Source organism: Subtercola sp. RTI3 (assembly GCF_035018625.1).
In the GTDB taxonomy this organism is placed as follows: domain Bacteria; phylum Actinomycetota; class Actinomycetes; order Actinomycetales; family Microbacteriaceae; genus Subtercola; species Subtercola vilae.
Window position 1 is genome coordinate 22,350 of record NZ_JASJXO010000001.1, and the last position, 21,870, is coordinate 44,219.

Genomic DNA, 21,870 nt, shown 5'->3' on the forward strand with positions numbered 1-21,870 from the left:
GTCGGTTGGCCGTTCCCGGTGCTCCGGTTTGCCTGGCGACTTGAGCCCAGATTTCAAAACGGGGTCGTATCGTCGTAGCTGGCTGGCGTGTTCCACACATCCGGGCCCGTACTCGATGTGGCCGGAGCCGACGTCGCCCATGGTTCGTCAGTGGTACCGGAGGCTGGCGCGGCCCCGCGCGCCCCGGCACCACTGACGGCTCGTGTGACCTGCACGGTTGCCCAGCGCAGGTCAGGTCCGATGGAGTCGATCTCCAACTCGATCGAGGTGCGCTTCTCGCCCTCTTTCGTCTCGTAGCTCCGCTGTCGCAACGCGCCGACGGCGACGACCCGGGTGCCTTTCGTCAGCGACCCGGCGATGTGCTCAGCGAACTCGCGCCACGCACTCGCGCGCATGAACAGGGCGGCCCCGTCTTTCATGTCACCGGACTGCTTGTCGTACACCTTCGGGGTCGATGCGATCGTGAGATTCACGACAGCCAGCCCGCTCTGTGTGTACCGAAGCTCCGGGTCGCCTACTAGGTTTCCGACAACCGTGACGACCGTTTCGCCGGCCACTATCAGCGCCGAGCTACGAGATACACGGCGAGAATGACGAGCAGCACGATCAACCAGACGCCGAACGGGATCCAGATCGGCGCGAGCACCCACAGCCACGACCACGCGATAACACCGGTGAGCTTCAACACGATGAACACGATCCCGAGAACACCAGCGAAGCCGATGCCACCCGACTTCGTGGTGGAAGAGCCTGAACTGGACATGGTTTCTCGTTTCGACTGGGGCAGAAAATTGATCTAAGGGCCGGGAGTTTTTGATGAACTCCCGGCCCTTGAACACCGACTCTTTGAGTACAGGCGATGGTGGTTTCGAGGGCAATACGTGGCTGGGAGCCTGTCTCAGATATGAGACAGATCGTCAGGCGGCATCCGACCGGCGGGCCTCAACGACGTCGAGTGCGGCGCTCGCTATCTCCATCTGCCGAGGGGTGAAGAACGGAGTCGCCGGGCGGCGGCGAGGCTTACCGGCAGGCTTCGGCTGGATCGGCGAACGAGACAAATCCACCCCCGACACGCGCGCCTCCCGGATCGCCCACGCCGCCTGGTCGCCCCGAGACGGCAGATCCTTCGGTAGAGAGCCCAGCCATTCCCGGGCAGCGAGATCGTCGACGAACATGCCCGCCTTCACCCGGGCGCAGAACGCCTCCCACTTGATCGCGTTCCACTCCTCACGCTCCGACAGGATCTGTCGCGTCACCTCGATGTCGCTCATCAGAAGTCACTCCCGCCGTTAGCATCCCGGTCACACGCCGGGCACGGGTTGCCCCACGTCGACGCCGGATACCCCGGATGTGTCGGGCACTGCGCAGGCTGTCCAGTCGACTGCGGCAGGTTCGCGTTCACGATCTGCTCGTCCTCCCAGCGCCGATCGTTGAGCCAGCCAGCGGGGAGCTTCAAGAACGTCTTCTCGGTGCCGATGTTCAGCAACGAATACGCCTGCGCCCCGGCGAGCAGAAGCTTCAGCTCCGTCGTTTTCCGTGCGGCCTTGAATGACTTCAAAGCGGCCGGCTTTGCCTGCTTCCTCGGGTACAGGCTCCACCACTCGTCGAACTCAGAATCGATCGAACGAATAGCTACGTCAGTAGTTGCTTTGGGATGGTCGGGCCGGGCTGGGCTGGGATGGAATGGGGTAGACCGAACATCTTCCGAACTTCGCTCGAACTTCGCCCGAACATCCTCCGAACGTTCGCCTGTTGTTCGGGTTTCGTTCGGGCGAACACCTTTTTTCGCCGCCCGAACTTTCTCCATCCGTTCCTGCGCAGCCTTGCGCTCATCAAGCACGGTCTTCTTGAGCGGCTGGTAGTCGGACCAATCGTTGAACTGGTAGCCGTCATCGGTGGCGATCCACAAATCAGCGGCCACAAGCGCATCAGCCAATGACTCATCGCCACCCATCCGGCGAACAGTTTTCAAGGCGATGAATCCGTCAGTGAGGTACTTGGCGCACCACGATCCAGCGAGCGTCCATAAGCCCACTGCCGCAAGGTCAAGTTCGACTACCTTCGGATGGCCATGAAACCCGTCGTCGATCTTGAACCATGGCATCAGTGCACCGCCGAGGGGTAGATCGATCTCCGGCCGCCGTCGGCGGTCAGGTACAGCTGTTTGCCCCGGTACGTGACCTGCGTCTCGGCAGGGTCGCCGCCGGAACGGATTGCCCAGCCGAGCAGCTCACCCTCGGCGCCCGAGTGGGCGGTTCCGTGGCAGCCTGTGTGGTTGCCCCAGCCGCAGAGGTGAAGCAGGTTCTCGACGTTGTGGGTACTGCCCTGGCGGCCTCGGTAGAGCCGGTGATGCATCTCTGTTGCCGGGTGCACACCACAGCCTTCGCACAGGCCACCAGAGCGCGCCTTCACGGCGTCGCGCTTGACCGCGGGGATGTCGTCCTTCGGCTTCTTCTTCCGTGGGGCTGGCTTCGGATGCCCGATCATCGCGGCACCTCTGAGATCCGCTGCAGGTCGATGACCTCGCCCGCCCGGCGAACCTTCAGCACCGTGGGGACTTCGACCTTCGGCGGCACGCACAGCGTCGCTCTTGTACCGTCTGCGGCTTGGTAGACAAATCCGACATCCATCAGTTGTTCACCGCCGATAGAGTTCGAGCCATGACGATCGTGCTGCTTGATCCTTCGGATCCGAACTGGACTGAGGTTGCTGGATTCTTTATCGCGCTTGGAGGTTCGATCGCAACCGTTGCTATCGCAATCGTCGCGATCGTAATCTCTGTACGCAGTGGCCGTACTGACCGCTCCCGAGCGGCATCTGACAAGGAAGAGCGTCTACGGTCGAGGAGGGAATCGTTCGCGACGGATTTACTGCTCTGGAACCGAAATTCCCAGGTCCACATGATCATCGGAGGCGACTCACTGTTGGCTGACGAAGCGTTCGTTGAATCGGGACACCATCTCGACGCTCGCGCGAAGGTACTCGGCGACGATGGTGCACACGGCCTGCTGTCTCTGCACCGCTTGCTCCGCGAAGATATATCGCTCATCGAGGATGAGAAGCGGACTGAGACGTCGGCCCTGATGGTCGCCTCGTTCGAGTCATATGTGCGAGATTGGGTGGATAACCCAGTCAGCGCGAACGCTGCGATACTTGAGTTCTCCCGCTTGCTGGCTGAGGACATCGTGCTGCGCGAGAACGGACATTGATTGGTCATGCTGCCATCTCCACATCGATGCCGAATGACTCGATGACGGCAGCTCCCAGGTCACGGGCGGCCGGCGGGGTGACCGCGTTGCCTGCCTGCCTGACCTGCTCGCGTTTTGTGCCGAGCAGGGTGTAGTCACGGGCGAATGCCATGCCGACCTTGATCTCGTCGGGGGTCAGCATCCTAAAGATGCAGTCTTCGATGTCCACGGGTCCGGTGACGAGCGAGTACCGGTCGACGGTGGTGAGCGCCCGGTGTGGTTCGCTCGCCGGGGCCGCGTTGCCGTTGCCGTAGTAGGGCACGAGCAGCGACTGGTGCCCGCCGGTCGTGAGGGTACGGAGCGTCTCGTAGACGGGCGTGGTCATCTCTGCGCCGCCGGAGTTGTTCCGCATCACGAGCGCGTGGTGGTTGCCGTTCGCTGACACGGTATCGATCGGTGAGCTTGCACCCTTCGCTACTCCGTGGTTACGGAGCGGGATGACGATGGCCGTCTCGTTGCGCGTCGACTGGGTGCGGAGCGCATCGGTGCCAGGCGCGGCCGACTTCCCCTCGCGGCCTTCGACCGGAACGAGGAGCGGGTGCTGAATCAGTGCGTGGTTGCCGCCGTCAGACACAACGGTGGGCAGCACCTCAGCTGAAGGGTCGAGCGTTCGTTCTCTCTCGCGAAACTGGGCAAGAAACGCGGGGTACGCCACGCCTTTCGTCTGCGCGGTGGTCTGCGTCAGCATTGGGTTCGCACCAGACTGCACGGTGCCCTCACCACAGATGCCGTCAGTGATCAGCGGCGGCAAGGCGAGCCCTTTCGACTCCGACGCGTGCAGCGTCCTGAACGACTCCTCAACGGGCCACGTGCGCAGGTAGCCCGTGTCGCTGCCAAAGTTTGGGTGCTTCGGGTCGGTGGAGTCGTACGTGTTCCCGGTCGCCTCGACGACGAGCGGGCGCCAGTACCGCTCGATGCCCTTCTCGATGCGGGTCATCGTTTTCGGGCTCAACGGCTTGTCGCGGTCACCGATGCGGGTGCCCTCGATGCTCCAGTCGATCGCCGACGATGCGGGTAGCCAGCCGGGCTCGACGACGGCCGCGCACTGCGGGCATCGGTAGAGGTATTGCGCCTTGTACCGCCCCCAGTGCTCGGCCTTCTTGAAGGTCTGGACTGCGGTGATCTGCCCGTGCCGCTCGCAGAATGCCTGGGGGCGAGTCCACTTCTCGATGTCGGGGCGGCGGTTGCCCTTCAGCCAGAACACGATGTACATGCGGTCGCGTGACTGCGGGGCCGGCAGACCGCGGGCCTGCGCGTGCATCGAGTTCAGCCAGACGATTTGGTGCTCGTAGCCGAGCAGTTCCATCGATTGCAGCCACGCGGGGAACGGTATCCACCGGTACGCGTCGACGACGTTCTCGATGATGATGGCTTTGTAGTGGTGGTACTCCGCGAACCGGGGCACATCCCACATCGTCGCCCGCGAGCGGATCGCGGCAGCGTCGGGCAGGGGTGACTCGTCAAGGTCGAACAGAGACGCCTCGGTGGCGCGCTGCCGTTTGATGCCCTTCGCGACCGAGTGGTTCGTGCACTCCGGTGACGCCCAGAGAATGTCGGTTGTCGGGAACCACGACGGTTCGACCTGCGAGATGTCGGCTGACGAGTGGTCGGTATCGGGGTGGTTGACCTGGTGGGAGTCGATCGCGAGCTGCCAGTGGTTCGCGGCCATGATGACTTTCACTCCGGGCAGCGTCGCAAGGCCCGATGACGAACCGCCCGCGCCGCAGAACAGATCAGTGACGGTCGTCTCGCCGTAAACCTTTCGCCGGCGGGCCGGGCCGCGCTTCTGGGCGGTCTTTGGTCGGGAGATGGTGGTTGCGCTCATGATGCGATCGCCGTTTCTTCGTCGTCGAGCAGGTCGAACAGGGAGGGAATCGACTGCCGGTTGTCGTGGCGCCGGAGATACACGAGCGAGTCAGCGACCGACGCCGGGTTCAGCTCTGACGAGTAACCTTCACGGCCGGCCTCGACTGCGCACAGAACGGTTGAACCGATACCGCCGAACGGGTCGTAGACCAGCTCGCCCGGGTTTGACCACTCCTCGATCAAGCGCCGGGGGATGTCAAGCGGGAACGGGCAAATGTGGTTCTCGACGTCGCGGCGGCGCTGCTCCGAGTTCAGGGTGTCGAGCCGGTTGATGTCGTGCCATACGTCGGGCCGCCATGAACCGGGTACCAGCGACGCGAACGTCGACGGCAGCGAGTGCGTCGAGAGGAGGCTTTCAGCGAGGGCCACGTGCTCGTCGTAGTCGTATACGTTCGACGTCGACTGCGTGGTGAACAGCCGTGACCTGGCCTCAGGCGAAAGCCCGGCGAGTTCGTCACCGGTGAGCAGACGGTTGCCGGCCGTGCGCCATGCCGCCTCGGCGTCGATCTGCCAACGGCCGAGGGAGTAGTTCTCCATCAGCTTCACGATGCGTTCGTCAGCCCAGCCCACGGATCTGTCGGTCTGCGGCTTGTGGAAGAGGAGCACATACTCGGGGGAGCCGACGCCCATGCTCGAGTGATCCTTGAGCATCTTCGAGAACCCCAGGCGGTACGTCTGGTTGTTCTCGCGCACGACGTCGGTGGTGACGGTGATCATCCCGAAGTAGTCGAACCCGTGCCCGGTGTAGTGCGCGATCGCCTCAGCATGGAAGGGGGAAACGGTGTACACGCCGGCACCGGTGACGGAGCCGAACAGTTGCCGGTCCTTCACGTGCACGGCGAGGATCCGGCCGGGCTTCAGCGCGCGAAGCAGAGACGGGGTGATGAAGTCGTTTCCCCACCAGAAGTGCGCGTTGTTGTCGGTGTGGCCCATGTCGGCGTAGTTCGGTGAGTACTCGTAGTGGTTGCCGAACGGGATCGAGGTGACGATCAGCCCGACCGATTCCGGTTCGAGGTGGTCACGCGCCTCGACGACGGAATCGTTCAGTGCGATGGTCCACCCGTTGCCGGTGTGCACGACACGTTCGACACCCATCGCCCGGGTCAGCTCGGCGCTAATCGCTTCCGGGTTGAGGCCGAACTTCCGGATGACTTTCGACATGGTGTCGGCGAGCACATCGTGCTCCACCCACTTTGATTCGAGGGTCTGGCGGACGTCGGATTCGGTCTCGGCGTAGATCAGGTGCACGGTGCACGCGCGTTTCTGACCGAAGCGTTGGATTCGGTGCACGGCTTGGATGGTCTCGTTGAACTTGTGGTTCACGCCCACGAAGACGGCTGTGTTCGACTGCTGCAGGTTCATGCCCTGCCCGAGCATCACGGGCTTGCCGATGAGCGCATACGTCTCCCGGTCGCGCCACTGGTCGAGTCGACGCTCAGCCTCGTCGTCGGTCAGCGAGCCGTGCACGGAGGAGAACGAGAGTCCCTCGGCCTTCAGAGCTTTCTCGATCGCGTCTTGCTCGTCGTTCAGGTGGCACCAGATGATGATCTGGTCGGGGGTGCCAGCGGTTGCGTCTCGGTGTCCGCGAACGAGGCGCAGCATTTCCACCAGGCGAAGGTCCATCGTGCGGCGCTTCTCGCGTGCCGCTTCCACGGCAGACATCGCGCCGCCGCGGAACATGAGGCCCTGACCGTCCCGGTCGACAGCGTCGGAGCTGATGTCTGCTTCGAGTTGATGCCACTGCACGTCGAGGTCGGGGAGGTCGTAGCCGGCGTCAGAGAAACCGAGATCGGAGGGCCGGGCGACGAAGCATGCCCACGTGTTCAGCCATAGCCAGAACTCGTCCTTCTTGTGCGGGTGCAGCTGCAGGTTGCCCGCCTTCGACGGGTCGCGTTTGAAGAACCGGGTAAGCGCTGCACCGGTGTCCATGATGCCGAGGTACCCGGCGTAGTGGATCAGCTCCTTGTGCCGGTTCGGCGACGGTGTCGCGGTCGCGACGAAACGAAACGGCGTCTTGTCGAATAGGGTCAGGAACCGCTGGTAGGTCTCGGATCCGAACGAGCGGAGCACTGACGCCTCATCAAGCGAGACCGCGGCGAAGAGGCCGACGTCGATCTTGCCGTCTCGCACCGACTCGTAGTTTGTGATGTAGATACCGGGCCCGGCGACCTGCTCGGTGCGGCGCACGAACGAAACGTCGAGACCCAGAAGGTTCTTGCCGTCGCGGATGAATTCGCCGCGCACGCCGAGCGGCGCCACTACCAGTGCACGGCCGCCGACCTTGTCGAGAACGATGCGGAGCGTCTCGAGCTGCATGATCGACTTGCCGAGACCGAACTTCGCGAAGATCGCTCGCCGGCCGCCGCGCACCGCCCACTTCACGATCGCGCGCTGGTGAGGCAGAAGGACTGGGTTGATCTCGTCGTCGGTGATGTCGAACCCGAACTTACGGTCGAACGCGACTTTGTCTCTCAGGAACTCGTCATAGCTGAGCGACGGGTCAGCGCCAGTGTTGAGGGTGAGGAGGCTCATCGCGTGGCCCCCAGATCGGTGATTGTCACGACAAACCGGGGACGCTCGGCGCGCGCGAGGCGGATCGTCGGCGTCGGCGTTTCCATGTACTCGGGGGAGTCATCGGGTACGACGTGCGCGGATGGTTCGTGCTTGGCGCCGATTCCGTCGTAGATCGGTTTCGTCCAGAGTCCGAGGTTGGATGCGTCCCGGCCACGGCGGAGGTTCACCACCCATTCGACATCGACACGGCACTTCAGCATCGGAGGGATTTTCAGCGATTGCACGGTGCGCCACACCTGCGTGCGAATGGTCTTCGTGTTCGTGGAGCGGGCGAATCTCTGCCCGTAGCCGTCGTTCGCGGACATGCCGGGGAGCGGCTTTGAGTATCGGAGCTCGAAACTCCACATGCTGTTTGCGGTGGTTTCCACGGGTGTGGGCGTGCCAAAATCTAAGGGCATTGGTTCTCTCTCAAAGGGGTGTCGGTGTTTTGAGGGGGTCGAGATGCGGCAAACATCTCGACCCCCGGTTCGGGGTTACTCGGCGGGGGCTGTGTGCTCGGCCTCTTCTTGCTTCTTTCGGCGCTGGCCCGCGGGTTCCGCCAGCCACGCTTGGTGTTCCATTCGGGCCTCGCTGCGGATCTTCTCCGGGTCCATCCCGCGTTCGCGTGCCCAGTCCCAGATCCACTCTTGATATAAGTCGCCGTATTCGAGCCAGCTCTTGACCTCGGCGGCGATCGCCTCGGCAACCCGGGGCACGTTCTCTTGCATCCGGATGAGGAAATGCGCGGTGGTCGCGTGCCATAGGAACGCGTGCAGGTCACGGAAGTAGTCGGCGTAGATCGCTTGCGCGTCAGCGTGCGTCTTGGACGCGTCGGTAGCACCGAACTCAGGGAGTTTCATTCGGTCTTCGTAGATGAGCGCCGCGCTCAACGACTCCTTCAGAAACTCTTCGAACACGAGCGCTTTCGGTGGTTCGAAATCGACTCCCTGCAGCGGGGTGTCTTCGGTGGTGTCAGTCATCGCTGTCCTATTCCTGATGCGTTGTAAGACGCAGCGAGCGCCTTGTTGAGGTTGAGGTAGCCGTACAGCTTCGACTTCAGGGCGTCTTGCAGCCACTCGGCGTACCGCAACTGCTCCTTCGCCAGGTTCACCGCGAGAAGTTCGTCGGCGGTGTGGAACTTCGCATATTCGCGAGCCATGGTGATCTGCTGGTTCGGCGATTTGATCACCATCTTCGAGAATTCCTTCTGGAAGGCCTCCTCAGCCCGGTGCTTCGACTCGTAGAGCCGCACCATGACGGCGGGTGCCCGCTCGATCCGATCGGAGAGAATCCGGATCAGTAGCTCAAGGTCACCCGGGCCGATCGGTTCGTAGTCGATCAGCTCGACTGGGGTGAGCAGGGCGGCCACGCGCGCTTCGGCCACCGACTCGACCAACTCACCTGAGACTGGATCGACGATGTCTTGTGTGACCAATTCGCCGCCCACGGTCAGACTTCGTCCGCGTACGCCTGTGCGGCGGAGTACGCCTCGAACTCTTCAGCCGTCATCTGCCGCTGCGGCTCGGCGCCCACGGGCTCAGCGGCCTCCGCCTCAGCGGTTTCGTCTGCATCAGTGACGACCTCGGCGTCGACCGTGTTCGCTGCCTCAGCCTCAGCGCGCGACACCGCCCCGGACCGCTCGAGGTACGAGGTGCGCAGCTCGTCGGTACCCTCGTTCGAGATGCGGAGGTCGTCACGAATGACCAACAGTTCCGCCGTGGTCGTAGCCTCGGCGATGAGCGTCGTCCAGTCTTTCGATGCTTCCTTCGGTTCATCCTCGTCGGCGAGCGGGATGCCGTCACGGATCTCCTCGGTGGAGTACATGCCAAACAGCACGTCACCGAACCCTTCGCGGGCGACGTCGGAGATGGCCCGCCACACGGGCATGACCTCGGCGTACGCCTCCCACGGGAGAGCCTTACCGCCCGACGACCGGGCCCGGACCTCGAACTTCCCCGTCACAGAGTTACGCAGGTACGAGTCGACGCTTCCCGCACGCATGCCGCGGTCGATGTCCCACGTCGACGTGTGCGTCTCGCCGTTGTCAGCCCGGGTGGCGTTCACGGTCACGCTGTAGTCTCCGCCGGGGATCGTGCCCGTCTTCACGATCGACACGGAGTGGCCGGCGTTCGTGATCAGCGACTTCATCAGCTGCGCCGACAGTGTGGCCTTGCCTTCGACTACGTTGATGCTCTGCAGCGCCGCCATGGGGTGCAGCCCGAGCATGGAGCCCGTTTCCATCACGAGCAGGATCTTCGGACCGGAAGGTTTCCCCGTCTGCGGGTCGAACAGGCCCTTCGGGATCAGTTGCCCAGCCTGGGCTAGAGCGTTCGCGTATGTGACCCGGTCGGTCAGGGATGATGCTTGGTATCCGACGATTGCTGTGCTCAAAATCCGGCGCTCTCTTTCAGGTTTCTTCGTTGACGCATGCCTGCCAGAACGGCGGTAGCGATGGGGACCAGTAGTTTTTGAGCGGCGACGATTGCGGCGTCGTCCTGCCAGTAGGTGATCTTCTTGGGTGAGTCGTCGCGGAGGATCCACCGGCCTTCGCTGTCGCGCACCAGCTCGCCCCACGCCCATTCGACGCAGTGCGCCTCTGGGAGAACGAGCAGCTGCCATGCCACCTGACGGAACTCGGCTGGTGTGGGGCCGTAGACGATCTTGTTGTGCTTGACCTTGATCTCAGCGAGACGGATGCCGGCGACGTGCGGTTCGTCGATGACACCGTCCGGTGTAGCGGTGAAGCCGATCTCGTCGGGGTGATGGAAGAGGCGCTTGTTCTGTCTAATCCCGACCCATGCGAGGATGTCCGGCTCCCAGATGTGACCGTTCTCCGTTGTCTCGTTGCCTCTAAACGTGCTCGGCTTCAGCTTCGCGTCGACGTACTTTGGCGCCGCTTCCATCCGGGCAAAGTGCGCTGCGTCCGACGCACCTATCCCGGGCTCGCGGGCGACGAGCCAGCTATCGCGGTCCTCGCCGTCGTGGAGGACTCGGTCAAGGTAGCTCATGCTGCGGCCGCCGCGCGATACTTCTCGATGCACCAGACGATCGCGTTGAGGCACCAGAGGTAGTGGGAGTCGTAATCGGTGAAGTGGTGCTCCCACGTGTCCGTGAAGACGTACCCTTCGACGTCGAACCCATCGAGTACTTCCATCGCCGACTCGTGAGAGTCAGCGTCGGTCAACTCCTCGTACATGGCGTTGAGGATGGTGTTGCGTGCGGCTTGCCCGTAGTCGTCGCGGCGGTCTTCCCAGTTATCGGCAAGCCATTTCAGGTAGGCCTGCTGGGAGAAGTCTTCGACGCCCTGGCGGTTGGTCGATTCGAGCTTCTGCGTCCAATAGCCGGGGTTGATGTAGTCACCCACGGCCCGGGCTCGGTCTCCAAAGAAGTCGAACATGTCATGGATTCGTGAGAAGACGTAGCAGCCCATGTCGCCACGGATCGTGAGTTGCCACGGTGAGGTGATCAGCTCGAACCAGTAGAACGACGAGCCGGGCTCTTTGCAGACGATGTGACGATAGGTGCCGTCGTCATGCAGAACCTCGACCTGGTGTTCCGCGACATCTTCGACGAACCGCTCACGCGCCTCTGGGTAGTAGGGGTCAGCGTTCATCCTTGGCTACTCCCAAGTGGTGTGTGGCCGAAGTCTCTGGCTGCCGACGCTGGGTCGTTGCGCGTGACGGCGCGTTCGTGCATGGGCCAGTAGTAGTCGAGGCCGTGGTTGTGAGCGTTCCCCAGCAGGTCATAGCGGTCGTTGCTGAAACTGATCTTCACGAACGAACGCTCGCCACCGGGTACGGGAATCTCGGGGGCCGCGTGGACGACGCTCGGGTCGAGCCGCATCAGCTCGCCGTCACCGTAGGTATTTACGCGGATCGAGCCGCCATCCCATGCATAGTCCCGAATCTGCCGCTCGAATTGCTGGGCGCTCTCCAGATGGTCTTCGCTGATGCGGCGGAACTCGCCCTCTGCGAACAGAGTCGGGAATCGATCGGTCCAGACGTAGTTCACGTCGTCGGTGCCGAAGCCGTCACTGTGCCAGCCTGGGCGGTTCAGCGGGTTGCCGGGTGTCGCGTAGCCGCGCCGTGCGGTGAGGTAGACGTACTTGTACGGGTGGCTGAGCCCCTGAAGAGTCAGCTTGGCCTCCCTCTCCATTGCCGCTTCGATCAGCGGTTCGGCGAAGGTCAGGTTGCGCGGCAGATCGGCTTGATAGCCGCCGTCGTGCTCGTAGTCCTCGGCGATGTAGAAGGGCAGGTACATGTAGTGCATGTACTCGGTGAAGTCGAGGTCGAAGTGACCCAGCAACTGGGGCGGTGAACCGTAGATCGTCACGCTGCGACCTCGCCTTCGACGATCACGATGCCGGTTTGGTCGTTCGGCAGCGTCCGGCGTTCCATCAGCGCGAGGTAGCCGCGCTCCTCGCAGCGCACACGGATCTTCTCGACGGCGGCCCGGTCGAGGTCGTTGCCGTTCTTGATGACGACGAGGCGCAGGTCAGGGGTCGGCAACGTCGCGAGATCGAACGCAACAACGGTCTGGTCTGCCTCGTTCAGGTTCTTGAATGGTCGCCCGCCGAACGTCACCCCGTCGTCGTCGAACCCGAGCCCGTCGACAGGGAACGTCGCCGACGCGAGGCCGGCTCGCTTCAGCTCGACGATCGCGGCGACCTCCGCCTCGAGCGTGGCGACGGCCTCGGTTTCCGAAGCGACGGCCGCGACGGCCGCGAGGTACCTCTGCCCGTCTCGGATCTTCGCGTTAGTCGCTTGCAGGGAGTCAATACGAGCGACAATCGCGCCGGTGTCGACCCGCGGAGCGTGCTCTGAAAGCGAGGTTTGGACGAACGCGAGAGCAGCGCGCGCCTCAGCCAGGGCGGCTTCGAGCTTCGTCACTCGTTCTGACAGGTCAGTCTTCGAGGATTCGAGTTTCTCGTACTCGTCGTTCGCTCTCCTCGCTGTCTCAAGTTCGGCCATGATGTCGCCGGCAGCGAGTTCATCCGGCGGGGTGTCGTCGTCCGGGGCGGTCAGCTGCGTGAGTGCAGCGGCGACGCGGGCGAGGTCCTTCTTTTTATCGGCGCGACGGCTGAACGCGCCAGCATATTTGCGGTCCTCCTCGTCGAGATCGAACGGTAGGTCGACCGCCTTCAGTAACTGCGCGCGCTGCTTCTTGTCGTCGAGCCCGACAAACTCGAACGGGTCGAACAGAACCCCACCGGTGGCGTCGACGATGAACTGTTTTCCCGAGGGGTACTTGGCGCCGTCCAGCGCGTAGGCGCTCAGCTGCCCGGCGTCGTCCTTCTTCCACACCCGCCTGACCCGGGCGACGTCGGTCTCGATCTCGACGAACGCTTCCTCCTCACCCGTGCGGATGGGTGCGGTTGTGAGCTTCACGCCTTTCGGGTCGATGATCTCGCCCACACCATCGATAAACGACGTCTTGCCTTGCCCGTTCGCTCCGGCGATGACAACGAGGGCCGACCCCTCGGGGTGAACGATGATCTCGCGAACGCCCTTGTAGTTCCTCACGGTGATGCTGGTGACGGTCTGTTTCGTCATGACTGCTTCTTTCCTGCTGATACGAGTACTTGGCTGAGGACGATGAGGAACGCGCCGACGATGAACAGCGACACGTTCAGGCCGCATTTCGGGATGGCGGTGGCGAACAGCCCGGAGACGACGGCGATGATGCCGACTGTGCGCATCACTGGCTGACCTCGAATCCGTCGGGTGCGATGCGCACGTGCTCGGCCAGAAGCCGGTCTCGGATGTCGACGTCAGACTCCACGACCATCCAGTTGCGGAGACTCAGATCAGACACAGTGATTGGTTTGTCGCGGGGGAGGAAGAGCGGCTTCCCGTCGAGTTCTGCGCAGACCATGTCGACCCGGTGGGTGAGCCTGGTCAACACCCCGGTTCTCTTGGTGGCAGCACCGTGCTGCTTCGCGGGCGGAATAATCACGGTGATCTGTGCACCCACAGCGTTTTCGGTGAGGTCGCCGGCGAAGAGGCCGGTCATCCGCACACGTACACGATCGCGATTGCCGCGCCGGCGAGCAACGCGAACGTCACCTCGATGGCGAACATGATGAATAGGCCTCGAAAGAATCGCACCCCTTCGGGCCGAACGTCAGCGGCGGTCATGCCTGCGCTCCGGACAGCCATGCCCGGAGGCGGGCGAGCTTCGAGGGCGTGACGGCTTGGGCAACAGCTGCGGCCGCGAGTGCGGCCTGGGCGCGCTCGGCGATCACGCGGTGGGTGTCCCAGTAGAGGGGTTCGATGCTCATGCTGCCACCGCCAGAATCGCTTCGTCGATCGACGCGACCGGTAGGCGCAACAGTGGGGAATCGCAGGCCACAGCACGGAATGCCGCGTCAGCGCCGACACCACCCGACCGCTCCAGCTTGGCCGCCGCCCAAATGGTCGTCACTCGCTGGTACGCCTTGACGATCGGGGATGGCCGGTCGACCACCTGTACAACGAACTCGGCTGACTTGTTTCCGATGATGTAGAACATCGATTCCTTACCGGTTCGGGTGCTCAGTACGTGCATCACAGTGCGACCTCCCATTTCTCAGCCCAATTGCCGAGCGCGGACTGGCCGAGCGCGGCGTGTTCTTTCACAAGCGCCGGTGACGCCTGCTTCGTCATCTCGTGTCTCGCGGTCCGCACGCGCTGCGACGTCCTGCGCGGCAGGTTCGCGGACTGGTAGTCGGCGAAGATCTCGTCATCGGTCGACGGGCCCCGCCGTTTCAGGATGAGGAGGATGTCCTGCTTGAGCGTCGAGAGTTCCGGATACGTGATCATCACGGCTGCCAGCCACGAGGGATCGGCGTCACGGGAGCGCACACGCCCCGCGGCATCGACCGCCTCGTCGGATAGAGTTGTCGTAGCTATTGGCATGAGTGGTGCCTTTCTGCTTTGCCCTCCGGTTGCACCCGGGGGGCTTTTCTTATGGGTGGAGGTTGGCCGCCGGGGTGACCATTACGAAAACCCGCCTTTCATTTAGAGAAAAGGGAGTTTGTAAAACCGGCGGCCGGTCTGGCGCCGCGGCTCAGTTAGAGCGACGCGACAAGATCTGAGGGCTTCAGCGAGAGTGCCAGGCAGATGGTCGCGACCTCGGCGAGGGTGAGCGTCCCGGGATTAGCAAGTCGACGGTGGAGAGTGGCGCGGGAGGTGCCGATGCTCTTCGCGAGATCATCAACCTTGCGGTCATCGCGCCCAAGCGCTGCTTGGATCTGGCCGGACACCGAACGAAACTCACCCGCCATGGAAGGAATCAGCTGAGGTGCCGCCGTCGTGGAACCGTCACGCAACATTGCGACGATCTGCAGGGTGCTCACGATGCGACCCGCTTCGTGCGACTGCTTCGACCGTCGCGAAGATTCGCCAGCGACGCGTCGGTGAGCCCCCACGGATTCACATTCGCCGCAACGGTATGAGTCTCGATGTAGGCCTCGATCGCGGCGCGGGGGATGGTCACGACGCGACCGATCTTCAGCGACCCGATCTGCTTCGACCTGGCCATGCGGCGAATCGCTGCTTCCGTCACCTGAAGGTACGCCGCCGCTTCCGCGATTGAAGAGACGTCGCGCAGCTCGATCATGCTGCTACTTCCACAGGGAAGAACGAGACGACCGGGCGCCCCGTGACCTTGCTGAGGCGTCGCAGCTCCGAGACGTTGAACGGCGCGAGGCCCTTCAGCTTCCGGTCCAGCGTGGTGTACGCGATGCCCGATTCTTTGGCGGTGCCGTGGACTGAGCGGTCGGTATCTTCGATCGCGGCCTTGACGTTCGCAGCGACCTTTTCGTCGTAGTCGTTATCCATACGGAGCACACTAGCTGTTATCCATATGGAGCACAAGTCGACCAGTCAAGGTCTACCGGTCGTGCTCCAAATGGGATAACGTATCCCATATGGATAACGATTCGGAACTCAAAGACAGCTACACCGTCGCGGTGGCAGCAGTCCTCACCGAGGCAAAGGAGGCTTCAAAAAAGTCTCTTTCTGACCTCGTCGCCGAAACTGATCTCTCTCGCGCCACCATTGTCCGAGTGCTCGCGGGCACGCGGGATATTACCGCCAACTACCTAAACCAGCTGAGCCGGGCGTTCGGGATTAGCGCCGGCGACGTGCTCGACGAGGCTGAGCGGCGGGACTCAGGGAAGTAGGGCGCCAGGCTGCACGCCCAGCAGCCGAGCAATTCGCGACAGCTCGAAAACGGTGAAGTCTTCAATCCCATCGAGCTTGTGACGCATCGCGACAGCACCAACGCGGCACGTCTCCGCCAGGCGCACGTGCGGCACGCCCTCTGCGGCCTTCGCGACGCTGTTCGCGACCCTGAGCAAGTACGTTCCTGTGCCAGCTTCGAGCACTTCCGTGCCCGTGACTATCCTGTTCCCCATGTGTTGACCGTACCCGTGTTTCTGTGGACCAACTCAGAAATCATTTGCCGTTAGCACCCCCAATACGGGGGGTAGTTTGCTAGGGATGTATCGTGATGCCTAACCACATATAAGGTAGACAGTCGCGCGCCACAAGGGCTAGGCGAGGGCGCGATAGCTTCTCAGCGTGCCACGAGGGAGAAACAGACAGACGGGCGAGCTGACTACAGCGGTCGCCGCGATCCTCTCCGACGCCTTCCTCGATCTGTTCATCACTCAGACCCAGTTCGGCGTACTCACTGGCATCTCGCAGTCCATGGTGTCTCTGTTTTTCAGAGGCGAACGCTCACCCGACCTCGATCAACTCGACCGTATGTGCAAAGCACTCGGCCTCGATGTGTCGCTTGTCGTCAGCCAGGCGAGCGCCTCGAGGTCGACAGCCGACAGCTAGCCCTCTATCTGCGGCATCGCACCAACGAGCACGCTATCGACTGATGCGGCCGCAGCGTGCAGCATGTCGGGGGAGAGGTGGCCGTACGTGTCAGAGGTGGTCTGAATCGATTCGTGGCCCAGACGCTGCTGCACGACTGCGAGCGGGTGCCCGTCCCTGATCAGCCAGTAGGCATGCGAGTGGCGAAGGTCATGCACGCGCGGCCACTTCCCAATAGGGTTCGTCGACACTGGGCGATCCCAGACCCCATTCGTTGCTGGCTGCCATTCCGGGTTCTTGTTCCGCTCGGCGTAGGCTGCCTGCCCGTTTGCCATTCGACGTGCCGGCTGCCAGGTGTCGTAGTAAAAGTTCGATTGCCGTACCGGCTGACCGTTACGGTTTTCAAACACGAACTCGCTTGCCCTCGCGGCGAGCTCACGGAGGTCGGGGATCAGTGACGCCGGCAGGGTGATCGAGCGCCGAGACTTCCGGGTCTTCGGGGCACCCAGATAGAAACCCTTCCCAGCGGATTTCTTCCACGCTCTTGAGACCCGGACCATGCCGTTGTCGAAGTCGAAGTCGACAGGTTTCAATGCTGTCGCTTCGCTCCACCGCATTCCGGTCCCCGCAAGCGTCAGGACGAGGGTCTCGTACTTCGGCGGGATGAACGACAACAGTTCAGTGAACTCGTTGGGAGTGAGGAAGGTCATCTCGAGGCGCTCCGACTCGGGCAGCCCGGTTTTCTGGCATGGGTTCTTCTGGATGAGCCCCGACTCTCGGGCGTCTTCGAACATAGCGAAGAGGAACCCGTGCCGATTCTTGATGGACTTCGCGGCAGCGCCGTCGTCAACTTGCTCGTTCACCCACGCTGCGATGCGGTCGGGCGAAACCGCATCGATCGGCAGGTCGCCCATGAAAGGCCCGATGTGAAGCCGCATGAACATGCGGTAGTCCTTGATCGTCTTCGGCTCGACACCGGACTTGCCGTTGATGTATTTTTCTGCTCGCTCTCCGACCGTGGGAGCGTCGTGACTGCTGTCCGACTCAATGAGCTTCAGTGCCTCTTCGGGTCCGATCTGTCGTACCACGTTCGCCCACTTCTGGGCGCTGCGATCGGTGTCGAAGCTGATCGACCGCGAACTCTTCTCGACCCGGAACCGGACGTCGAAGGCGACTGTCCCATCGCGTCGAGCACGCACTCTGACTGTCGCTGAATATGGGGTACGTTTCGCGGCCATTTAGGCTGCCTTCCATGGTGCAAACATGGTGACTTGTGGCACGCTGCCACACCTAAGTTTCCCATGATTCCGGGGAAGTGTGGCATGAAAGTGTGGCATAGCGCATGAGGGCAAAGAAAAGACCCCCGTACTTTGGCCCAGTCACTGGGCTGTACGGGGGCTATATTTGTACCGGTGGTGGGACTCGAACCCACACGTTTTGCAACAACGCATTTTGAGTGCGCCGCGTCTACCATTCCGCCACACCGGCTCGCGTCAACATTCACAAGAATACCGTAGGGTTGTGTTTGTGACTGACCAACCCGCGTCGACTCCCGCACCCCGTCGTGTGGTTGTTGCAGAAGACGAATCCCTTATCCGCCTCGACATCGTCGAGATTCTCCGTGACAACGGTTTTGAAGTTGTAGGAGAAGCGGGCGACGGCGAGACCGCTGTCGCGCTTGCGACCGAACTTCGCCCCGACCTCGTCATCATGGATGTCAAGATGCCGCTTCTCGATGGCATCTCGGCAGCCGAGAGGCTCAGCAAGGGTCACATCGCCCCCGTCGTGCTGCTCACCGCCTTCAGCCAGAAAGAACTGGTCGAGCGGGCAACCGAAGCCGGCGCCCTCGCCTACGTGGTGAAGCCGTTCACGCCGAGCGACCTGCTGCCGGCCATCGAGATCGCGCTCTCGCGTTACACCCAGATCATCACGCTCGAGGCCGAGGTCGCCGACCTGGTCGAGCGCTTCGAGACCCGCAAGCTCGTCGACCGGGCCAAGGGCCTGCTCAACGAGAAGATGGGGCTCACCGAGCCTGAGGCGTTCCGGTGGATCCAGAAGGCCTCCATGGATCGCCGGCTCACCATGCACGATGTGGCCCAGGCCATCATCGAGCAGCTGTCGGTCAAGAAGTAGCCGCAGAGGCACCGGCAACGGCCGCACGCTTCAGAGCCTCATGACGACACCACCCGGCACCGGGCATCCGGATGCCCTGACCCCCCTCGACATGACCGAACTGTTCGGGCGCGGCAGTGGCGCCCTGGCCGAGAAGATGGGCATCGAGTTTCTCGAGCTGAGCCCTGAACGCTCGGTCGCGACCATGCCGGTCGAGGGCAACACACAGCCGTTCGGCGTGGTGCACGGGGGTGCGTACGTGGTGCTCGCCGAGAGCCTCGGGTCGTTCGCTGCGAACATCTTCGCGGGCGAGGGCCGACTGGCCATGGGCATCGAGATCAACGCGAGCCACACGGGCTCGGCGTCGGCCGGTGTCGTCACCGGAGTGTGCACGGCCATCAAGCTCGGGCGAAACCTCACGGTGCACGAAATCGTCGTCTCCGACGAGGCCGGGCGGCGGCTTTCAACCGTTCGCATCACGAATTTTCTGCGCGACCTTCCGTAGGTCGAGAGCCCCACGGGGTGTCGGAGCCCGCTAGTAGGCTGGGGCTGTGCCTGACAACGTTCCCCCCACTCTTCTGCTCATCGACGGTCATTCGCTGGCGTTCCGTGCCTTCTACGCTCTGCCGGTCGACAGTTTTCAGACCCGCGACGGGCAGCACACCAACGCCATTCACGGCTTCATCTCCATGCTGCTCAACCTGCTGAAAAACGAGAAGCCCACACACCTGGCAGTTGCGTTCGATATCTCTCGGTTCTCCTTTCGTACGCGTGAATACCCCGAGTACAAGGGCACCCGCGGTGAGACCCCGGCCGAGTTCATCGGCCAGATTCCCCTGCTCAAAGATGTACTGCATGCCATGAACATCGAAACCCTCGAAAAAGAAGACTTCGAGGCCGACGACATTCTCGCAACCCTCGCCCGACAGGGCTCTGAGCAGGGCTTTCGCGTGCTGGTCGTCTCGGGCGACCGCGACGCCATTCAACTTGTCACCGACGACGTCACCCTGCTGTACCCGTCACGCCAGGGCGTGACAGACCTCACCCGGTACGACCGCGACAAGGTCTTCGAGCGCTACGGCATCGAGCCGCACCAGTACCCCGAGATCGCCGCGCTGGTGGGCGAGACGAGCGACAACCTGCCCGGCATTCCGAAGGTCGGCGAGAAGACCGCCGTCAAGTGGCTGAACCAGTTCGGCAGTCTCGACGAGATTCTTCGCCGCTCCGACGAGATCGGCGGCAAGGTGGGCGAGAGCCTCCGCGAATTCCAGGAGAATGCGGTGCGCAACCGCCGGCTGAACCGGCTGCTCACCGATGTCGAGCTGGGCGCAGGCCCCGCCGACTTCGACCGCAAGCCCGTCAACGAGCAGGCCGTGCGCGATCTGTTCGCGCGCCTTGAGTTTCGCACGCTGCTCGAGCGGGTGTTCAAACTCGACGGCATCACGGTCGACGGGGGTGGGGCATCCGGTGGCGGCGGGGCTGGCTCTGCTGGCTCACTCATCGACGAGCAGGCCGTCGTCGTACCGGTGCCGAGCAACGAGCTCGACGAAGAGCTCGGCGCGTGGCTCACCCGGCACAGCGCCGCCGAGCCGTTCGGGCTCGCCTTGTCGGCCGAGATACTGGATGGCCGGCCCATCGGCTTCGGAGTCGCCGCCTCCGACGCGGCCGTGTTTGTGCCCTGGTCGCCCGACAGCCGCGACTACCTGCCGTTCGAGAACTGGCTGGCCAGCGATTCGCCGAAGATCATGCACGGCGCGAAACACCAGATCAAAGCGATGATCTCGGCAGGGCTCCCGACCACGGGCATCACTTTCGACACGTCGATCGCTGCGTGGCTGCTGAAATCCGACGGTACCCCGCCCACTTTGGCCGACCTCGTCGACCGGCAGCTCGGCGAGACCCTGCCGACCCCTGACCCCAACCAGCTCGTACCCGACGACGACTCGGTCATCGGTCCGGCCGTACAGGCCTGGTACATCGGCCGCGTCGCCCGCGCCCTGAACGAGCGGCTCGACGAGGGCTCACGATCGGTACTCGTCGACATCGAGATGCCCGTGCTCGCGGTACTCGCGCAGATGGAGCTCGACGGCGTCGCCGTCAGCCATGCGCAGCTCTCCGAACTCTCGGGCGAGCTGAGCACACGCGCCAACGCCCTCGCTGCCGAAGCGTTCGCCATCATCGAGCGGGAGATCAACCTCGGGTCGCCCAAGCAGATCCAGGAGGTGCTCTTCGAGCAGCTCGGTATGCCCAAGACCCGGGCCACGAAGACGGGGTACTCGACCGATGCCGTGTCGCTGGCCGATCTGCAGGCGAGCTCGCCGCATCCGTTTCTCGACCTGCTGTTGTCACACCGCGACGCCACGAAGCTCAACCAGATCGTCGAGACACTCGACAAGTCGATCGCGTCCGATCGGCGCATCCACACGACCTACGTGCAGACCGGCAGCTCCACCGGTCGTATCTCCTCGACCGACCCGAACCTGCAGAACATCCCGGTTCGCACCGAGGAGGGCCGCCGCATCCGCGAGGCCTTCATGGTGGGCGAGAGCTTCGAGACCCTGCTCACGACCGACTACTCGCAGATCGAGATGCGCATCATGGCGCACCTCTCCGAAGACGAGGGGCTCATCGCCGCGTTCCAGTCGGGCGAAGACCTGCACCGGTTCGTCGGCGCGCGCATCTTCGGTGTCGAGCCGGCCGATGTCAGCTCGGCGATGCGATCGAAGGTGAAGGCCATGTCGTACGGTCTTGCCTATGGCCTCTCGGCGTTCGGCCTGTCGAAACAGCTGCGCATTCCCACCTCCGAAGCCAAACAGCTGATGAGCGACTACTTCGAACGTTTCGGCGCAGTGCGCGACTACCTCCGCAACGTAGTGGTTCAGGCGCGCGAAGACGGTTACACCGAGACCATCTTCGGGCGTCGCCGTATGTTCCCCGACCTGAACAGCCCCAACCGGGTGCTGCGAGACAACGCCGAACGGGCGGCGCTGAACGCGCCCATCCAGGGCACGGCCGCCGACATCCTGAAGATCGCCATGGTGAACATCGCGGCCGACCTGCAGGTGCACCAGCTGAAGTCGCGCATGCTGCTGCAGGTGCACGACGAGCTGGTCTTCGACGTGTACCCCGGCGAGTGGAACGAACTGGCCGCCATCGTGACCGCCCGCATGTCGACCGCGGCCGAACTGAAGGTTCCGCTCGACGTGCAGCTCGGTCGCGGGCAGAACTGGAACGAGGCGGCGCACTAGGTTCCGCCGCCGCGTTGTCGCCGCGCTCTCCGCTGC

33 protein-coding genes and 1 tRNA gene are annotated in these 21,870 nt (G+C 63.1%); 6 read left to right on the forward strand and 28 right to left on the reverse strand.

Annotated elements, in window-relative coordinates:
• Positions 1-53: 53 nt before the first annotated feature.
• The 6 genes from QN358_RS00140 to QN358_RS00165 all read right to left on the reverse strand — a co-directional run bounded on the left by QN358_RS00140 (position 54) and on the right by QN358_RS00165 (position 2,630).
• Positions 54-557 (reverse strand): single-stranded DNA-binding protein, encoded by a 504-nt coding sequence (locus QN358_RS00140; protein WP_323511056.1) that lies wholly within the window; start codon positions 555-557, stop codon positions 54-56.
• Positions 558-559: 2 nt separating this feature from the next.
• Entirely contained in the window at positions 560-763 is a 204-nt protein-coding gene (locus tag QN358_RS00145) for a hypothetical protein (protein WP_323511058.1), read from the reverse strand.
• Between the two features lie 154 nt (positions 764-917).
• Positions 918-1,271 (reverse strand): hypothetical protein, encoded by a 354-nt coding sequence (locus QN358_RS00150; RefSeq protein ID WP_323511060.1) that lies wholly within the window; start codon positions 1,269-1,271, stop codon positions 918-920.
• Entirely contained in the window at positions 1,271-2,104 is an 834-nt protein-coding gene (locus QN358_RS00155; protein WP_323511062.1) for a hypothetical protein, read from the reverse strand. The genes QN358_RS00150 and QN358_RS00155 overlap by 1 nt, the downstream gene beginning before the upstream one ends.
• Positions 2,104-2,373: a hypothetical protein gene (locus QN358_RS00160; RefSeq protein WP_323511064.1), complete on the reverse strand. Its 270-nt coding sequence runs from the start codon at positions 2,371-2,373 to the stop codon at positions 2,104-2,106. The genes QN358_RS00155 and QN358_RS00160 overlap by 1 nt, the downstream gene beginning before the upstream one ends.
• A gap of 110 nt (positions 2,374-2,483) precedes the next feature.
• Entirely contained in the window at positions 2,484-2,630 is a 147-nt protein-coding gene (locus QN358_RS00165; protein WP_323511066.1) for a hypothetical protein, read from the reverse strand.
• A 30-nt stretch (positions 2,631-2,660) separates the two neighbouring features.
• Between QN358_RS00165 and QN358_RS00170 the strand changes: the two genes are divergently transcribed.
• Positions 2,661-3,209 (forward strand): hypothetical protein, encoded by a 549-nt coding sequence (locus QN358_RS00170; RefSeq protein WP_323511067.1) that lies wholly within the window; start codon positions 2,661-2,663, stop codon positions 3,207-3,209.
• 4 nt (positions 3,210-3,213) lie between these two features.
• Here QN358_RS00170 and QN358_RS00175 read toward each other — a convergent pair whose 3' ends face one another.
• The 19 genes from QN358_RS00175 to QN358_RS00265 all read right to left on the reverse strand — a co-directional run bounded on the left by QN358_RS00175 (position 3,214) and on the right by QN358_RS00265 (position 15,487).
• On the reverse strand, positions 3,214-5,073 hold the full coding sequence (locus tag QN358_RS00175; protein WP_323511068.1) for a DNA cytosine methyltransferase: 1,860 nt from the start codon (positions 5,071-5,073) through the stop codon (positions 3,214-3,216).
• The gene (locus QN358_RS00180) at positions 5,070-7,646 is read right to left on the reverse strand and encodes a DNA methyltransferase (protein ID WP_323511070.1); all 2,577 of its coding nucleotides are present in this window, start codon (positions 7,644-7,646) and stop codon (positions 5,070-5,072) included. Before QN358_RS00180 ends, QN358_RS00175 begins: the two co-directional genes overlap by 4 nt.
• Positions 7,643-7,993: a hypothetical protein gene (locus QN358_RS00185; protein WP_323511072.1), complete on the reverse strand. Its 351-nt coding sequence runs from the start codon at positions 7,991-7,993 to the stop codon at positions 7,643-7,645. Before QN358_RS00185 ends, QN358_RS00180 begins: the two co-directional genes overlap by 4 nt.
• 168 nt (positions 7,994-8,161) lie before the next feature.
• Positions 8,162-8,647 (reverse strand): hypothetical protein, encoded by a 486-nt coding sequence (locus QN358_RS00190; protein WP_323511074.1) that lies wholly within the window; start codon positions 8,645-8,647, stop codon positions 8,162-8,164.
• Entirely contained in the window at positions 8,644-9,114 is a 471-nt protein-coding gene (locus QN358_RS00195) for a hypothetical protein (protein WP_323511075.1), read from the reverse strand. The genes QN358_RS00190 and QN358_RS00195 overlap by 4 nt, the downstream gene beginning before the upstream one ends.
• A 2-nt stretch (positions 9,115-9,116) precedes the next feature.
• On the reverse strand, positions 9,117-10,058 hold the full coding sequence (locus QN358_RS00200; protein WP_323511076.1) for a hypothetical protein: 942 nt from the start codon (positions 10,056-10,058) through the stop codon (positions 9,117-9,119).
• Entirely contained in the window at positions 10,055-10,675 is a 621-nt protein-coding gene (locus QN358_RS00205) for a hypothetical protein (RefSeq protein ID WP_323511078.1), read from the reverse strand. Before QN358_RS00205 ends, QN358_RS00200 begins: the two co-directional genes overlap by 4 nt.
• On the reverse strand, positions 10,672-11,280 hold the full coding sequence (locus QN358_RS00210; RefSeq protein ID WP_323511079.1) for a hypothetical protein: 609 nt from the start codon (positions 11,278-11,280) through the stop codon (positions 10,672-10,674). The genes QN358_RS00205 and QN358_RS00210 overlap by 4 nt, the downstream gene beginning before the upstream one ends.
• Positions 11,277-11,999, reverse strand: coding sequence for a hypothetical protein (locus QN358_RS00215; RefSeq protein ID WP_323511081.1), 723 nt, complete (start codon positions 11,997-11,999; stop codon positions 11,277-11,279). Before QN358_RS00215 ends, QN358_RS00210 begins: the two co-directional genes overlap by 4 nt.
• Positions 11,996-13,219: a hypothetical protein gene (locus QN358_RS00220; protein ID WP_323511082.1), complete on the reverse strand. Its 1,224-nt coding sequence runs from the start codon at positions 13,217-13,219 to the stop codon at positions 11,996-11,998. Before QN358_RS00220 ends, QN358_RS00215 begins: the two co-directional genes overlap by 4 nt.
• Positions 13,216-13,365: a hypothetical protein gene (locus QN358_RS00225; RefSeq protein WP_323511084.1), complete on the reverse strand. Its 150-nt coding sequence runs from the start codon at positions 13,363-13,365 to the stop codon at positions 13,216-13,218. The genes QN358_RS00220 and QN358_RS00225 overlap by 4 nt, the downstream gene beginning before the upstream one ends.
• On the reverse strand, positions 13,365-13,679 hold the full coding sequence (locus tag QN358_RS00230; protein WP_323511085.1) for a hypothetical protein: 315 nt from the start codon (positions 13,677-13,679) through the stop codon (positions 13,365-13,367). The genes QN358_RS00225 and QN358_RS00230 overlap by 1 nt, the downstream gene beginning before the upstream one ends.
• Positions 13,676-13,804 carry a hypothetical protein gene (locus tag QN358_RS00235; protein WP_323511087.1) on the reverse strand — a complete coding sequence of 43 codons (129 nt, stop codon included), beginning with the start codon at positions 13,802-13,804 and terminating at the stop codon, positions 13,676-13,678. Before QN358_RS00235 ends, QN358_RS00230 begins: the two co-directional genes overlap by 4 nt.
• Positions 13,801-13,947, reverse strand: a complete 147-nt coding sequence (locus QN358_RS00240) for a hypothetical protein (RefSeq protein WP_323511089.1) — start codon at positions 13,945-13,947, stop codon at positions 13,801-13,803. Before QN358_RS00240 ends, QN358_RS00235 begins: the two co-directional genes overlap by 4 nt.
• Entirely contained in the window at positions 13,944-14,216 is a 273-nt protein-coding gene (locus QN358_RS00245; protein ID WP_323511091.1) for a hypothetical protein, read from the reverse strand. Before QN358_RS00245 ends, QN358_RS00240 begins: the two co-directional genes overlap by 4 nt.
• Positions 14,213-14,563 (reverse strand): hypothetical protein, encoded by a 351-nt coding sequence (locus QN358_RS00250; RefSeq protein ID WP_323511092.1) that lies wholly within the window; start codon positions 14,561-14,563, stop codon positions 14,213-14,215. The genes QN358_RS00245 and QN358_RS00250 overlap by 4 nt, the downstream gene beginning before the upstream one ends.
• A 155-nt stretch (positions 14,564-14,718) precedes the next feature.
• Positions 14,719-15,003 carry a helix-turn-helix transcriptional regulator gene (locus tag QN358_RS00255; protein ID WP_323511094.1) on the reverse strand — a complete coding sequence of 95 codons (285 nt, stop codon included), beginning with the start codon at positions 15,001-15,003 and terminating at the stop codon, positions 14,719-14,721.
• Entirely contained in the window at positions 15,000-15,266 is a 267-nt protein-coding gene (locus QN358_RS00260; RefSeq protein WP_323511096.1) for a helix-turn-helix domain-containing protein, read from the reverse strand. Before QN358_RS00260 ends, QN358_RS00255 begins: the two co-directional genes overlap by 4 nt.
• Positions 15,263-15,487: a hypothetical protein gene (locus tag QN358_RS00265; protein ID WP_323511098.1), complete on the reverse strand. Its 225-nt coding sequence runs from the start codon at positions 15,485-15,487 to the stop codon at positions 15,263-15,265. Before QN358_RS00265 ends, QN358_RS00260 begins: the two co-directional genes overlap by 4 nt.
• An 89-nt stretch (positions 15,488-15,576) precedes the next feature.
• Here QN358_RS00265 and QN358_RS00270 point away from each other — a divergent pair, with 89 nt between their 5' ends.
• Entirely contained in the window at positions 15,577-15,831 is a 255-nt protein-coding gene (locus tag QN358_RS00270; protein ID WP_323511099.1) for a helix-turn-helix transcriptional regulator, read from the forward strand.
• Here the strand turns inward: QN358_RS00270 and QN358_RS00275 are convergent.
• Positions 15,820-16,065 (reverse strand): hypothetical protein, encoded by a 246-nt coding sequence (locus QN358_RS00275; protein ID WP_323511100.1) that lies wholly within the window; start codon positions 16,063-16,065, stop codon positions 15,820-15,822. The genes QN358_RS00270 and QN358_RS00275 overlap by 12 nt on opposite strands.
• Before the next feature lie 166 nt (positions 16,066-16,231).
• On the opposite strand from QN358_RS00275, the gene QN358_RS00280 reads away from it, so the two are divergent.
• Complete coding sequence (locus tag QN358_RS00280; RefSeq protein WP_323511102.1) at positions 16,232-16,495, forward strand: helix-turn-helix transcriptional regulator; 264 nt, start codon at positions 16,232-16,234, stop codon at positions 16,493-16,495.
• Here QN358_RS00280 and QN358_RS00285 read toward each other — a convergent pair.
• Both QN358_RS00285 and QN358_RS00290 read right to left on the reverse strand, forming a co-directional pair.
• On the reverse strand, positions 16,492-17,562 hold the full coding sequence (locus QN358_RS00285; protein WP_323511104.1) for a tyrosine-type recombinase/integrase: 1,071 nt from the start codon (positions 17,560-17,562) through the stop codon (positions 16,492-16,494). The two genes, QN358_RS00280 and QN358_RS00285, sit on opposite strands and share 4 nt — an antisense overlap.
• A gap of 319 nt (positions 17,563-17,881) precedes the next feature.
• Positions 17,882-17,962: transfer RNA gene (locus tag QN358_RS00290), tRNA-Leu, on the reverse strand.
• A 39-nt stretch (positions 17,963-18,001) separates the two neighbouring features.
• On the opposite strand from QN358_RS00290, the gene QN358_RS00295 reads away from it, so the two are divergent.
• The 3 genes from QN358_RS00295 (at position 18,002) to polA (ending at position 21,834) form a co-directional block, all read left to right on the forward strand.
• Positions 18,002-18,607 (forward strand): ANTAR domain-containing response regulator, encoded by a 606-nt coding sequence (locus QN358_RS00295; protein ID WP_136641766.1) that lies wholly within the window; start codon positions 18,002-18,004, stop codon positions 18,605-18,607.
• A gap of 91 nt (positions 18,608-18,698) precedes the next feature.
• Positions 18,699-19,091 carry a PaaI family thioesterase gene (locus QN358_RS00300; protein WP_136641774.1) on the forward strand — a complete coding sequence of 131 codons (393 nt, stop codon included), beginning with the start codon at positions 18,699-18,701 and terminating at the stop codon, positions 19,089-19,091.
• Between the two features lie 46 nt (positions 19,092-19,137).
• Positions 19,138-21,834: a DNA polymerase I gene (gene polA, locus QN358_RS00305; protein WP_136641767.1), complete on the forward strand. Its 2,697-nt coding sequence runs from the start codon at positions 19,138-19,140 to the stop codon at positions 21,832-21,834.
• The last annotated feature ends 36 nt before the right edge of the window (positions 21,835-21,870 follow it).

What these genes read in the sequence shown, in the direction of transcription:
- QN358_RS00260 (WP_323511096.1), bottom strand. Translation starts at nt 15,266, where the DNA reads ATGATCGAGCTGCGCGACGTCTCTTCAATCGCGGAAGCGGCGGCGTAC.
- QN358_RS00230 (WP_323511085.1), bottom strand. Translation starts at nt 13,679, where the DNA reads ATGACCGGCCTCTTCGCCGGCGACCTCACCGAAAACGCTGTGGGTGCA.
- QN358_RS00145 (WP_323511058.1), bottom strand. Translation starts at nt 763, where the DNA reads ATGTCCAGTTCAGGCTCTTCCACCACGAAGTCGGGTGGCATCGGCTTC.
- QN358_RS00275 (WP_323511100.1), bottom strand. Translation starts at nt 16,065, where the DNA reads ATGGGGAACAGGATAGTCACGGGCACGGAAGTGCTCGAAGCTGGCACA.
- QN358_RS00250 (WP_323511092.1), bottom strand. Translation starts at nt 14,563, where the DNA reads ATGCCAATAGCTACGACAACTCTATCCGACGAGGCGGTCGATGCCGCG.
- QN358_RS00210 (WP_323511079.1), bottom strand. Translation starts at nt 11,280, where the DNA reads ATGAACGCTGACCCCTACTACCCAGAGGCGCGTGAGCGGTTCGTCGAA.
- QN358_RS00175 (WP_323511068.1), bottom strand. Translation starts at nt 5,073, where the DNA reads ATGAGCGCAACCACCATCTCCCGACCAAAGACCGCCCAGAAGCGCGGC.
- QN358_RS00165 (WP_323511066.1), bottom strand. Translation starts at nt 2,630, where the DNA reads ATGGATGTCGGATTTGTCTACCAAGCCGCAGACGGTACAAGAGCGACG.
- QN358_RS00185 (WP_323511072.1), bottom strand. Translation starts at nt 7,993, where the DNA reads ATGTCCGCGAACGACGGCTACGGGCAGAGATTCGCCCGCTCCACGAAC.
- QN358_RS00220 (WP_323511082.1), bottom strand. Translation starts at nt 13,219, where the DNA reads ATGACGAAACAGACCGTCACCAGCATCACCGTGAGGAACTACAAGGGC.
- QN358_RS00270 (WP_323511099.1), top strand. Translation starts at nt 15,577, where the DNA reads ATGGATAACGATTCGGAACTCAAAGACAGCTACACCGTCGCGGTGGCA.
- QN358_RS00265 (WP_323511098.1), bottom strand. Translation starts at nt 15,487, where the DNA reads ATGGATAACGACTACGACGAAAAGGTCGCTGCGAACGTCAAGGCCGCG.
- QN358_RS00205 (WP_323511078.1), bottom strand. Translation starts at nt 10,675, where the DNA reads ATGAGCTACCTTGACCGAGTCCTCCACGACGGCGAGGACCGCGATAGC.
- QN358_RS00225 (WP_323511084.1), bottom strand. Translation starts at nt 13,365, where the DNA reads ATGCGCACAGTCGGCATCATCGCCGTCGTCTCCGGGCTGTTCGCCACC.
- QN358_RS00170 (WP_323511067.1), top strand. Translation starts at nt 2,661, where the DNA reads ATGACGATCGTGCTGCTTGATCCTTCGGATCCGAACTGGACTGAGGTT.
- QN358_RS00190 (WP_323511074.1), bottom strand. Translation starts at nt 8,647, where the DNA reads ATGACTGACACCACCGAAGACACCCCGCTGCAGGGAGTCGATTTCGAA.
- QN358_RS00235 (WP_323511087.1), bottom strand. Translation starts at nt 13,804, where the DNA reads ATGACCGCCGCTGACGTTCGGCCCGAAGGGGTGCGATTCTTTCGAGGC.
- QN358_RS00180 (WP_323511070.1), bottom strand. Translation starts at nt 7,646, where the DNA reads ATGAGCCTCCTCACCCTCAACACTGGCGCTGACCCGTCGCTCAGCTAT.
- QN358_RS00150 (WP_323511060.1), bottom strand. Translation starts at nt 1,271, where the DNA reads ATGAGCGACATCGAGGTGACGCGACAGATCCTGTCGGAGCGTGAGGAG.
- QN358_RS00240 (WP_323511089.1), bottom strand. Translation starts at nt 13,947, where the DNA reads ATGAGCATCGAACCCCTCTACTGGGACACCCACCGCGTGATCGCCGAG.
- QN358_RS00300 (WP_136641774.1), top strand. Translation starts at nt 18,699, where the DNA reads ATGACCGAACTGTTCGGGCGCGGCAGTGGCGCCCTGGCCGAGAAGATG.
- QN358_RS00155 (WP_323511062.1), bottom strand. Translation starts at nt 2,104, where the DNA reads ATGCCATGGTTCAAGATCGACGACGGGTTTCATGGCCATCCGAAGGTA.